Source organism: Kosmotoga sp., from assembly GCF_982836095.1.
This window is the reverse complement of record NZ_CEYIHJ010000002.1, coordinates 421-12,255: the sequence shown is the minus strand read 5'-3', so window position 1 is coordinate 12,255 and position 11,835 is coordinate 421. Positions and strand designations below refer to the sequence as shown.

General features: G+C 41.5%; 10 protein-coding genes. 6 read left to right on the top strand and 4 right to left on the bottom strand.

Features of this window, described 5'->3' with window-relative positions:
- The first annotated feature begins 47 nt into the window (after window positions 1–47).
- From hrcA to AC3LHT_RS00275, 6 genes are all read left to right on the top strand, one after another.
- Complete coding sequence (hrcA, locus tag AC3LHT_RS00300) at window positions 48–1,091, top strand: heat-inducible transcriptional repressor HrcA (RefSeq protein WP_290666088.1); 1,044 nt, start codon at window positions 48–50, stop codon at window positions 1,089–1,091.
- Between the two features lie 19 nt (window positions 1,092–1,110).
- Window positions 1,111–1,683: a nucleotide exchange factor GrpE gene (locus AC3LHT_RS00295; protein WP_290645074.1), complete on the top strand. Its 573-nt coding sequence runs from the start codon at window positions 1,111–1,113 to the stop codon at window positions 1,681–1,683.
- A gap of 14 nt (window positions 1,684–1,697) precedes the next feature.
- Window positions 1,698–2,801: a molecular chaperone DnaJ gene (gene dnaJ, locus AC3LHT_RS00290; RefSeq protein ID WP_488661636.1), complete on the top strand. Its 1,104-nt coding sequence runs from the start codon at window positions 1,698–1,700 to the stop codon at window positions 2,799–2,801.
- Between the two features lie 107 nt (window positions 2,802–2,908).
- Complete coding sequence (locus AC3LHT_RS00285) at window positions 2,909–3,769, top strand: YitT family protein (RefSeq protein WP_290645077.1); 861 nt, start codon at window positions 2,909–2,911, stop codon at window positions 3,767–3,769.
- A 12-nt stretch (window positions 3,770–3,781) separates the two neighbouring features.
- On the top strand, window positions 3,782–4,462 hold the full coding sequence (gene tsaB / locus AC3LHT_RS00280; RefSeq protein ID WP_488661635.1) for a tRNA (adenosine(37)-N6)-threonylcarbamoyltransferase complex dimerization subunit type 1 TsaB: 681 nt from the start codon (window positions 3,782–3,784) through the stop codon (window positions 4,460–4,462).
- A complete protein-coding gene (locus AC3LHT_RS00275; RefSeq protein WP_290645081.1) occupies window positions 4,440–5,084 on the top strand; it encodes an endonuclease III domain-containing protein in 645 nt (214 codons plus the stop codon). The genes tsaB and AC3LHT_RS00275 overlap by 23 nt, the downstream gene beginning before the upstream one ends.
- A gap of 3 nt (window positions 5,085–5,087) precedes the next feature.
- Here the strand turns inward: AC3LHT_RS00275 and lpdA are convergent, their stop codons facing one another.
- The 4 genes from lpdA to AC3LHT_RS00255 form a co-directional block, all read right to left on the bottom strand.
- The gene (lpdA, locus tag AC3LHT_RS00270; protein ID WP_290666095.1) at window positions 5,088–6,434 is read right to left on the bottom strand and encodes a dihydrolipoyl dehydrogenase; all 1,347 of its coding nucleotides are present in this window, start codon (window positions 6,432–6,434) and stop codon (window positions 5,088–5,090) included.
- A gap of 12 nt (window positions 6,435–6,446) precedes the next feature.
- Window positions 6,447–7,634 carry an alkaline phosphatase family protein gene (locus AC3LHT_RS00265; protein ID WP_488661634.1) on the bottom strand — a complete coding sequence of 396 codons (1,188 nt, stop codon included), beginning with the start codon at window positions 7,632–7,634 and terminating at the stop codon, window positions 6,447–6,449.
- Window positions 7,635–7,677: 43 nt separating this feature from the next.
- Complete coding sequence (locus AC3LHT_RS00260) at window positions 7,678–10,440, bottom strand: sugar ABC transporter permease (protein ID WP_488661633.1); 2,763 nt, start codon at window positions 10,438–10,440, stop codon at window positions 7,678–7,680.
- Window positions 10,440–11,835 (bottom strand): ABC transporter permease subunit (locus AC3LHT_RS00255; protein WP_488661632.1); only part of this gene is annotated, 1,396 nt, incomplete at its 5' end. The genes AC3LHT_RS00255 and AC3LHT_RS00260, both read right to left, overlap by 1 nt.

The following is an 11,835-nucleotide window of genomic DNA, read 5'->3' as shown; positions in this document are numbered from 1 at the left end:
AAAACAAAATGCTAATATAGATTAGCAGTCTATTGAGGTGAGTGCTAATGAGCGCCAGGGATTCCGAGAAAAAGCCAAAACTCAATAACAGACAGGTGAAGATACTTTATTGCATCGTTAAAGAGTATATCACATATGGTAAACCTGTTAGTTCCCAGCAGGTTTTGCAACGCTCTAACATCAATTACAGCTCCGCAACTGTTCGCAATGATATGCGAAGGCTTGAATTCCTGGGATATATTTTTCAGCCCCACACATCAGCTGGAAGAATTCCAACTGATAAAGGACTGAGGTTTTATTTCAATTCTATTCAAAAGCTCGCCTCGGATTTTGAAGACAACAGCGCATCTATTTCCTTGCGCCAGACCGCTATTGTCGCAGATGTGGAGAAAATCTTAAAGGTTACCGCCAAAGCACTTTCAAAGGTAACCATGACCTATGCGGTGATTGAAAAGCCAAAACAGGAAAAATTATTGGTTAAGCACATCGCCATTTCGCCTATATCACAAAACTATTTCGGTGTAACCCTGGTTACGGATTTGGGTGTTACCGTGAATTCAACAGTATATATTGGTCACAATTTTACCCATTACGAAGACCTCCAACAACGGCTTAACGATGCTATCAAAGGAAAAATGATAGGCGAGATAAAAAAAGGTCTAAAAGAACTCAAACTGCTCAACGACCACTGGTACAACGAGGAAATTGAAGAGATGCTGTATATACTTCAAAATGTTTTTGAGTGCGAAGAGGAAAACCGATATGTAAAATACGGTCTTGAATATATCGTATCTTCAAATGCGTTAAATTGGCAGGATATTGTTGGGCTGATAAAGCACACGGAGGACCAGGACAGGCTAAAAAATCTGATTGATAAATTTTCCCATTTTGAAGAGAAGGTAATCATAGGAAATGAACTTGGAATAGAGGATCTAAAGAATTTTTCCTTGTTTATTTCCGGATACAAGAAATTTGACGAGCGTCTTGGAACCATAGCCATTATCGGGCCGAAGATATTACCTTATGAAAAAATTTACGCATATCTAAAATACATGTCGAATCGTTTATCAGAAGTATTCAGCAAGCGATGAATCGGAGGTGATAGATATCATGGAAGAAAAAAAGGAAAAACCCAAAAAGGCGAAAACCGCTTCTCAGATCTTGAAAGAAAAGATAAAGGCTCTTGAGAAAAAACTCAAAGAAAAAGATGAAAATATAAAGAACCTTGAAAATCAGTTGGCAAGAATGAAGTCTGAATTTCATAATTACCGCATGGCTCTTCAAAGAGAACAGGAAGTTCTCATTAATAGAGAAAAGGAGAATGTTATTTTCAAATTAATAAGCTTACTTGAAGACTTTGAGCGGGCTTTAAATCATGGGAATAGCACCTCTGAAAACTTTGTCAAGGGTGTCCGAATGCTCTACAAGCGCCTTGCCGCAATACTTGCTGAAGAAGGCGTAGAGGAAATTTTGCCCGCTACCGGTTCACCCTTTGACCCTTTCAGGGACGAAGCGGTGGAGACCGTGGAATCTGATTCTGCTGAAGAGATGACCATCCTGGAAGTTAAAGAAAAGGGATACAAATATGCCAGCAAAATTTTGAAAGCGCCCAAGGTTGTGGTTGCCGTTAAACCGAGAGTACAAGAGAGAGAACATTCTGATGACACCCCATCCGGGCAGTGAACGGCGGTGAGGTTATGACAACTAGAAAAGATTATTACGAAATTCTTGGCGTTCCAAGAGATGCCACTAAGGAAGACATAAAAAAGGCATACAGGAAGCTAGTGAAGCAATGGCACCCGGATGCGTACAAGGGGAGCGACAAGAAAAATGCTGAGGAGAAATTCAAAGAAATCCAGGAAGCCTACGAGGTATTAAGTGACCCGCAAAAACGTTCCATGTACGATAGGTTTGGGTATGTAGGCGAGCCCAGCTATTCTGGCGGAAAGACTTCCGGAAATAGTGGAGGTTTTTTTGAAGACATCTTTGGTGATTTTCAGGATATCTTCGACGTCTTTTTTGGCGGTTCAAGGACAGCTCATAGTACAAGAACTCATAGAAGCGTGAAAGGTGAGGACATACACGCTACCATAACAGTGGAACTTAAAGACACCATAAACGGGAAAACCACCTTTCTCGAGTACAACAGAAAAGCAACATGCAACGCTTGTAACGGTACCGGGGCAGAAAACGGCACAAGTTTCTCAACATGTCCACGATGTAATGGGACAGGTACGGTAACAGAAGAGCACAGATCCTTTTTTGGTGTCTTCACCAACACACACGTCTGCGAGGCTTGTGGAGGAACGGGGAAAATAATCAACAAAAGATGCCCTGCTTGCCATGGTACGGGAACTGTTCAAGAAAGGCACCGTGTCAGAATAAACATCCCACCTGGAGTAGAAGATGGCGCTACCATCAGACTTGCAGGCCAGGGAAATTCTGGAAGGTATGGAGGTCCAAACGGTGATCTGTATGTTCGTGTCAGAGTTAGCATGCCTCCATATTACAGGAGAAGTGGTAATGATATTTTATACACCGTAGAAATTGACTATACTCAGGCTGCTTTGGGCACTGTTGTTAAAATTCCTTTACCCGAAGGAAGTTATGAAAATCTTAAGATTCCCGCCGGTACTGACCCGGGTACTGTATTCAAATTGAAAGGATACGGCATCCCTTCAATGAGCAGCGGAAGGCGCGGGGATATATTGGTTACGGTAAAGGTAAAAATTCCCAAACCTTCTTTGAAAGAAAAGAAATTATTGGAAGAATTAGCAAGGACTAAAGGCATCTCGAGATAATGCCTCATTAATGCAAATGTATAATGCAAGGCGGTACCTTAACAGGTTGCCGCTTTGTTTTTTGATATAATGACAGAGGTTAACCGCCAATTGAAAGAGGTGATAACGTGAGTCCTGGCAAGGCTTTCAAAGATTATTTTGTCATTACTCTTGGTTCTTTGATAACAGCCATAGCAATTGTATCTTTTCTGATCCCCAATAACATTATAGCTGGTGGTGTAAGCGGTCTAGCAATAATTTTTTATAAAATGTTTGGCTGGTGGGTAGGTCTTCAAATGCTCGCTTACAACGTGGTTCTTTTCACACTTGCTTTTGTATTACTTGGTGTGGGTTTTGGTGTTAAATCCATTTATTCAGCCGTTATTCTGTCGGTCTTTATAGATGTACTTCAATATGTAAAAATTCCCATTTTTCTGGCTTCCAGCGTACAAGATGGAGGGCTTCTTGTAGCGATCTACGGCGGAGCATTAGCAGGAATAGGGATGGGCATGGTACTCTGGCGTGGTGCTTCGACCGGTGGAACAGATATTGTGGCAATGATTCTCAGCAAATATTTTCACATAAGCACAGGGATAGGGCTCCTGTTGGTCGATACCATAATAACAACAATTGCCATATTAGTTTTTGGCCCTCTTGTTGCTATGTATGGTATTATCACCATTTTTACAACTAGCAAGACCATTGACGGGATTCTCGAGGGATTTGGAAACACACGAACAGCTTTCATAATAACAGACAAGTTTGAAGAAGTGAAGACCAGGATACTGGAAGAAATGGAAAGAGGGGTTACTCTGCTCAATGCTGAGGGGGGATTCACACGGAAAAAAAGGCCTGTGTTAATGGTATCGCTGAGACGAAGGGAGTTAGGGCAATTAAGGCGTATAATCAAAGAAGAAGATCCAGATATATTCATGATCGTCGTCAATAACGCAGAAGTATTTGGAGAAGGCTTTAAACATTTAAATTAACGGGGAGGCAATATGAATTTTCTAACGCTTGACAGTTCTTCGCAGAGGTTAATGGTTGCGGTTAAAGCCAAAAGCAAAGAAGCGGGAGTTATACTTAACTCCGTTGGCAAACATGGCGCCTTTCTTATAACGGCTATGCAGGATTTATTAACATATGTTGGTCTCAATCCTTCAGAACTCGATTTTGTCGGATGCGGTATCGGTCCTGGATCTTTAACTGGCTTGAGAGTAGGCATATCAACAATAAAGGGGTTTGCATTCCCCTTCAATCTTTCCGTAGCGGTTTTTTGTTCCCTTGATGTACTGGCAATTGCATCTTTGAACGTTGAAGAAAAAGGTGTGGTGATCCGAAGAGGAAGAGAAGGGCATTATTATTGGCGCAGGTATAGGTTAACCAGCGATGAGTTGATACAAGAAACCTCCCCAGCTTTTTCCCCTCTTGAAGAGTTGAAAAAAGAGCTAAATTCCGACGAAATAGTTGTTTTTGAAGACCACGATTACTCCTTGGATTTACCGGGAATGAGCATGAGGCTCGCAAAGCCACCGGCAATAGAAGACCTTTTGAGACTAACTGAAAAATCTTATGAAAAAAGGGAGTTTGTCAACCTCAGGGAATTAGCCCCATACTACTTGCAAAAATCCGTTGCTGAAATCAATTGGGAAAAAAGGCATGGAAGCAAAAAAAGCCCTTGAAGAAATTTTTAAGGAACTGCATAAACATTACAATCCCCATGGATGGTGGCCTGCCGAGACACCTTTTGAAGTAGCGGTCGGTGCTGTGTTAACCCAGAGCACAAATTGGCACAATGTAGAAAAAGCCATAAGAAATCTCAAAAAATTGAAGGTCCTCTTGCCTGAAGGCCTTTACGAACTGCAAGATGTACTTTTACAGGAAGCGATCAAACCGGCGGGTTTTCACACACGGAAATCAAAGGCCGTTAAAGCAGTAGCAAAACTCTTTTTGAGTTTAAATGCCAAGGATGAGCTTTTAGAAATCAGAAAGAAGCTCCTGTCAATCAAGGGGATAGGTAAAGAAACGGCCGATTCTATACTTTTATACGCTTTGGAGAAGCCCATATTCGTCGTTGATGCCTACACATTTAGATTTCTTGAGAGGTATGGCATCGAAACTTCAAAGAATTACGACAAAGTTCAAGCCCTTTTTCACAATGCCTTCCAGAACGATGTGAATTTATTTCGGGAATTTCATGCCCTTATTGTAGAACATTCAAAAACCCTATGCAAAAAGAAACCGGATTGCGAACATTGCTTCCTGAAAAAATGCAAAAGGGCAACCGTTACCGGTGCCCTTTGAGTATCAAATATGCAACGGGTTCCCTTCCAACCCCTCGACAGCATCTCTTATAGCTTCGGAAATTGTTGGGTGTGGATGAATAACCTCAGAAAGGTCTTTAAGCGTCATCCTTTTCTTGATTGCCAGAACCAATTCCATCAAAGTTTCACTCACATGGGCACCCACAAGGCTTCCACCAACAATAGTACCCTTAGCATCTACCACGAGTTTTACAAAACCATCCCGTTCGCCCATCGTGTTTGCCCTGCCATTTGCACTCATTGGGAAGAGAAAGCTCTTGAGCCCATCTTTTAAACCATCTTCCTCTTCTTTTAAGCCCACAGACGCCACTTCTGGAGTTGAGTAAACCACAGATGGGAAAGCATTGAAATCTATTTCAGGGTTGTTTCCAGATAATTTTTCAGCTACATATACACCTTCAGCGCTGGCAACATGGGCAAGCATTACTTTCCCACGAGCGTCTCCTATAGCGTAGACATTCGGAAGACTGCTTTTAAAATCTCTATCAGTTATAATTGCCCCTTTATTTGTATCGATTTTTTTCTCGAGACCTTTGGGAATAACGGGTTCTCTTCCGATGGCAACTAAAACCCTTTCAGATGAAAATTCCATTTCGTTGTTGAGCTTTATGTTGAAAGTCTCAGATTTTTCGATCTTTTTGACTGCTGTGGAAAGCAAGACTTTAATACCCCGACGGGTCAACGATTTTTCAATAGCCTTTGACACATCAATATCTTCATTGGGAAGAAGGCGATTCATCATTTCAACTATGGTTACAGAGCTTCCAAGGTTTGAAAACAACGTCGCCATTTCTATGCCAATAACTCCTCCACCGATTATCACTATACTCTGAGGAATACTTTCCATCGTAAATACGTCGTCTGAATTCCACACACCTTCGACTCTGAGAGTCGCGGGAATTTTTGGTTGCGAGCCGGTTGCAATAACATAGTAATCTCCCTTCAACTCTTCACCTGATTCCTCAACGTAGAAATTACCTCTATCGAAATAGGCGGTTCCTTTTATAATAGCCACACCATATTTTTTCAGCAATGCCTCCGTCCCTTTGCGGGACATTAAAATGGAACGTTCCATATGTTTTTTCATGCCTTTAAGGTCATAACTTAACTCCCCCGAGAGCCCCAGGCGTTTTCCCTTTTCTTTAATTCCAGCATAAAGGCCTGAGACATAGAGCAAGGCTTTGGTGGGTATACAGCCGACATTTGTGCAGGTACCCCCAAAGTGCTTCTTTTCCACAATAGCCACCTTTTTGCCGCGTTGAGCAAGTCTTATGGCACAGTCACTTCCCCCCGGGCCACCACCGATAACCACTACATCAAATTTTCTCATGGTACACCTCCTTCACTTTCTCATGAAAATAACCGGGATTTTCATCTCATCCTGTGAAAGCCCACCATGTCTGCCTCTCATGGAATGCTCCTGCCCTGTATATTTAAAGCAAAAGGATCCGTCTCTTTCGGGAATCACAACGACTTCGCCAATTCTATCCAAAAAGCCCGGCTCAGGAATGCCACCGAAAAGATCGAGCTCCAATGTTTCTTTTCTTAAAAGGACTTTTAATTTCCCTGGATATTTTTCTTCAATGATAGCTTTCAATCTTTCGGGTTCGTGGGTATGAAGGTATGTCGCACGATGTTCACCGGTTGGCAAAGCATATAGTAAATCGTAAATATCCCTGTCATGCCTTGACCACCAGATTTCTTCCTCCCATGGTGTACTTATCTGGCCATGGTCAGAAACGATAAAGAAAGCCACCTTTTTCTTTCTGATTCTCATGAAAAAGTCCTCAATTATTTTCAATAACCAATATGACTCCAGCTCATAGGCTTCCGAACTCGGACCATATCTGTGTCCATAAGTATCGATAAGCCCCCAATAAACAAAAGTAAGACTTTCATGGGAACCAGATTTTAAAAGAGAATGGAGCTCTTCAAAGGTGTCCCCGATTCCATATACACCCTTTGAATGCCCGCCATTACTGTGCATACGGGATAATCCGGTGTTCACAAAGCTTTTTGAAGTAATCAAATAACCTTTCACGCCATTTTCGTATAGCTGTTGAAAAACCGTCTGGACAGGTATAAATTTCAGTGGATCAAAGCCTATACGGCTAAGAGAATCCCTTTCCTGATAGAGTGGTGTAAGTTCTATCATATTGACAATAGAACCGTACTCCTTCAAATAAAGCGTATATCCGAGCATACCGTGCTTGGCAGGTGGAACACCTGTGAAATAGCTAGTTAAAGCCGCTGTTGTAGTTGAGGGGAATACAGAAGTCATATAACTGAGGCTGGTATTACCAATAATTTCGAATTTTCCTCTTTTAAGCAATTTTTCAACTGTCGCATATCTAAGAGCATCAATGATAAAAACAACAATGTTATCAATATCTGAAAGGTCTATTTTATCCTGTTTAAAGGGAAAAGCTGGATAAGGACTATGTCCACAAAAATGCGCAATCAATCCCGATGAAAAATTGGAAATAGCTCTTCTTTTATAATCTGGCAACATATCATATTCATCAAGCATGATACCACCTCTAAAAAAGCGGGGCTAGAGCCCCGCATCAATTTTACCCCTTCACTGCGCCTTTTGTAAGGCCTCCTACAATATAATCTTGTAAAATGAGGAAAAATGTGATCATGGGAATAGCACCTATGAGCGCTGCAGCAGTAAAAGGCCCCCAACTTGTTTCAAATCTCCCTGAGAACTGCTGAAGCCCAACGGCATAAGTCCATTTATTAATGTCCTGCAAGAAAATGCGCGCCATGACAAATTCGTTAAAAATACCCATAAAGGTGAGAATGGCTATAACTGCCAGGATTGGTCGCGCAAGCGGTAAGACTATCCTCCAGAAAGTCTGGAATCTTGTTGCACCATCGATCATAGCCGATTCTTCCAGGGTATCAGGTATTGTATCGAAATATCCCTTTATAAGCCAGATGTTGAAAGCAATTCCACCTGAATAGACGAATATCAATCCGCTAAGACTATTCAACCCAAGAAAAGGAATATAGTTCCCCATAAATTGCAGCAAAGCGTATATGGCTATCATGAACATGATAGACGGGAACATTTGAATGAGGAGCAAAAAGAGGAGCCCTTGTGAACGCCCAAAAAAGCGCATCCTGCTGAAAGGATACGCCGCAAGTGCGGCTACTGTGACGCTTATCAAAGCAACCATAAGGGCAACTATTATAGAGTTCATTATCCATTTGGTGAAGTAAAAATACGTGCTTTCCTTGGGCATCCATATCTGATTGCTCCTGAAAAGCAACCTATCTATTTTCTTTAACTGGGGATTGTACTGGCTGGAATAGCTTGAGGGATAGTCAAGCAAGTCCGAGATCTTCCGTGAAGCTCTCTGATATTTGGCATTGAAAACCTGGAAATATTTGTTGTAATTGGCGATCATAAGCGTAAATTCATCAAGGGTAACAGGTGTTCCGAGAAAACGCAAATGAATGTAATCATAGATCTTTTCTTTCAACAATGCCTCATGAGCACTTAGCTCTGAGATGGCTTCGCTGAGTACACTGGTACCTTCTGTTATGTTGTCTTGTGCTTCTTTGAAATCTTTGTACCAGGTAAAGTCGCGATAACGCTTATTGTATTTGTACCCGAAACATTCAGAAACAATTTCGCCAGCTTTTTCTGCGTAGGTTTCAGCAGCTGTGATATCGGTAATATTCTCAGCCACGATCGTATGTGCGTATTCCAGCTTTATGATCTCTACATTGGCGTTGTATTTTTCAAGAAGTTTATTATAGCTATTAGTCAACTCAGCTATCTTCTGCTCAAGCAGCACCTTTCTCTTTTTAAGTTCGTTTAGTTCGTTTTGGGCGGTCGCAATTCCTGTCTCAAGAGATCTGGCATCTCCCACAACTTTTTCAATATCAGGTATGACTCTTAAAAGATTTATTCTGGAAGCCTCCAGGATCTCAAGAGCCTTTTTGATCTCCGAATTGTTCGTATTGGCAGTGAGAATACCAGCTCTCTCTACAAACCAGCCCAGATCTGATTCAATATTCAAAAGCGCCGCGTAGATATCGTCCTTATATCCCAGTTGTTTAAAGTCAGCTATGATACTTTCCAGGCGTTTGTAAAAGTCCGATAACTCCTCGGGTTTTTCCGCTTCAGTTGGCTTTATGTTTGGACCTTCAAGAGCTTTTTCAATCACCGATTTTAACGACCTCAGTCTTCCAGATTCAGGAACAAGTATCGGTATCGCTACTGACATGGATTCGCGTAACTCAGCTCTACCAGCAAGAGATTGTTCAATAAATTTCTCCTTCTGGCTGATTTCATTCTCAACATCTGAAAGTTCTTCTATCGCTGCACTATAATCGGTATAATCTGTCCCGAGAGCTTTAGTCTTTGCAGTTTTCAATTCATCTTTTAACTGCTTAAACAATGTCTCAATTTCATCCCAGCTGGCTTTAGCAGCTTTAAAAGAGTTATAAAGCCCTTCTCTTTCGTTTTTTATCTTTCCAGATAGATCTTCAGGAAGATCTTTTTCTAACCTGCTGATATATTTTCTTATGAACTTATAATATTCGTTTTTTCTCCATTGGCTGTATTCAGCACCGTTTGTCGAGATGTATTCAGAGGTTCTCGAAAGACTTTCAAGAACCTCAGACTTCATCTCAAAGTCGAGGTCATCCAATAAGCTGGATAAATTCGTGGCAGCGTTCAAAATCCCTATCCGCATTTTGTCAAAATCTCGCAAAAAGGATTTTAATTTTAGGGCGTCATCGAGCTTAACATTGTCCAGAAAGAAGATAAATTCACCATTAGTTGATGGTTTTAAAGAGGAAAGAATTTCAAGAGCCGCTGCCGATTTTACATTGTCATCTTCTGCATTCTTGAGTTCTTCGAGCTTTTCGTCGATTAGCTTAAGATCTTCTTCCCTCAGTCGATTTAAAGCTAAAATCATTTTCTTATCAATATCAGCACCAAGGACTTCATCTGCGCTTGCAAAAGAAGTGCCAAGATCAGAAGCGATTTGCTTTGATTCTGACATCAGAGCCTCAAATTTGTTGAGATATTTCTCTACGGTGTTGTTGATCGACTTCTCGCTTTTATCCCTGAACCGCCCGAGTTTGTAGGTTGCTTCCTGAATATCAAGGATAAGTCTTTGCACGCTGCGCTCGGGGAATAACAAGTTCTTATAGTGTTGCAAAGTAACCCTGGTGGAAAATAAATTTGGAGAAAAGGCGGCCTGGTCGCGCCTTACAGAAGTTGATATTAGCCATACCATTGGAAAGAGAACTACCGCGATTACTATTATAAGGATAAGATGCCTTAGCCAGTATCTTTTCTTTTCGATAGCCATTATCTGTTCACCTCTTCAAAAGCACCGGAGAGTTTGAAGTTCAACCAACTCAATCCACCTACTATCACAAAAATGAGTATGGAAATTGCGCTGGCAAAGCCGAAATCTTGCCCTCTTCCCTCAAAGGCAAGTTTGTATGTATATGAAATGAGTATGTCTGTTGCCCCTGCGGGTGTCGAGCTTCCTGGAATGGCTGGTCCTCCCCCGGTTAAAAGGTAAATCCCGACAAAATTGTTGAAATTGAACGAAAAACTTCCCACGAGCAGCGGTGCCACCGCAATCATCAGCAATGGGAAGGTAATCTTCCTGAATCTCTGAAAACCTGTAGCACCATCTATTGACGCAGCTTCATAGAGCTCATCTGGAATGCTCTGAAGCGCCCCAAGTGTTATCGTCATCATGTAAGGAAACCCAAGCCATGTGTTCACAAGAAGAACAGCAACCTTTGCCCAAAAGGGATCACTCAGCCATTTTATTGGTTTTTCAGCCCCAAAAAGCCCCATTATAATAAACCTGTTTATAATGCCGTAGGTTTCGTTAAACATACCGTTCTTCCACACCAGAACAGATATAAAAGCGGGAATGGCCCAGGGAATAATGAGCAATGTTCTATAGATTTTCGTCCCTTTTAGTTTTTTATCATTTAATACCAGTGCAAGAATCAAACCTATTGTAAAGGTAAAAAGTACGCTTAATGCAGCCCAGGTGAAGGTCCAGATGAAGATTTTCACAAAAGGACCGCTGATCCTTGGGTCCTTGAACATCTTCATGAAGTTCTTAAATCCGATATTTGAAATATAACCATCAACCGCAAATTCCTGACCATTATCGTCTATATCGTAAAAATAACCATCTCTTTCAATCAATACCCTGCCAGTCTTTTTGTTGTAAACAACGTTTTTTTGAACGGCTCTTCCACTTTCAATAGAAGTTATGACTTTAATCCCGTATTTTCTCTCTGAAGTTGCAAAATCCGTAAAGAGCCTGTTGGGATTCAGCCTTACTTGCTGTCCCATGGGGTTTGTGAATTCTGCATTTTTTAGCCAGATCCCCCTGATTTCGCTCAGATAAAAAGGCGCATTTGACTTTGTAGTTCTATCATCAGGGGAATAGAAATACATGTATTTCTCACCGCTGTTTGATACCACCGATAGTATGCTGTTATCCTGAGAGGACCTCACTAATTGGTACAAAACTCCATTCACTGTTGCTCTGTCGTTCTTAACTGAAAACATTCGCGATTCAGCCAGAAGGATATTTCCTTCGGAATCCTGAATGCTGACTTCGACGTTGACTACCGGCAATCCGATGGATCCCGGTTTTCGTTCGCCGTCGATGGGATTCATGGAGACTACCGGGCTGGTTTCACTGAGACCGTAACCTTCAATCAGCGGG

Excerpts from the sequence above, each read along its gene's own strand:
- AC3LHT_RS00260 (WP_488661633.1), bottom strand. The coding sequence starts at position 10,440 with ATGGCTATCGAAAAGAAAAGATACTGGCTAAGGCATCTTATCCTTATA.
- tsaB (WP_488661635.1), top strand. The coding sequence starts at position 3,782 with ATGAATTTTCTAACGCTTGACAGTTCTTCGCAGAGGTTAATGGTTGCG.
- lpdA (WP_290666095.1), bottom strand. The coding sequence starts at position 6,434 with ATGAGAAAATTTGATGTAGTGGTTATCGGTGGTGGCCCGGGGGGAAGT.
- AC3LHT_RS00275 (WP_290645081.1), top strand. The coding sequence starts at position 4,440 with ATGGAAGCAAAAAAAGCCCTTGAAGAAATTTTTAAGGAACTGCATAAA.
- AC3LHT_RS00295 (WP_290645074.1), top strand. The coding sequence starts at position 1,111 with ATGGAAGAAAAAAAGGAAAAACCCAAAAAGGCGAAAACCGCTTCTCAG.
- hrcA (WP_290666088.1), top strand. The coding sequence starts at position 48 with ATGAGCGCCAGGGATTCCGAGAAAAAGCCAAAACTCAATAACAGACAG.
- AC3LHT_RS00265 (WP_488661634.1), bottom strand. The coding sequence starts at position 7,634 with ATGCTTGATGAATATGATATGTTGCCAGATTATAAAAGAAGAGCTATT.
- dnaJ (WP_488661636.1), top strand. The coding sequence starts at position 1,698 with ATGACAACTAGAAAAGATTATTACGAAATTCTTGGCGTTCCAAGAGAT.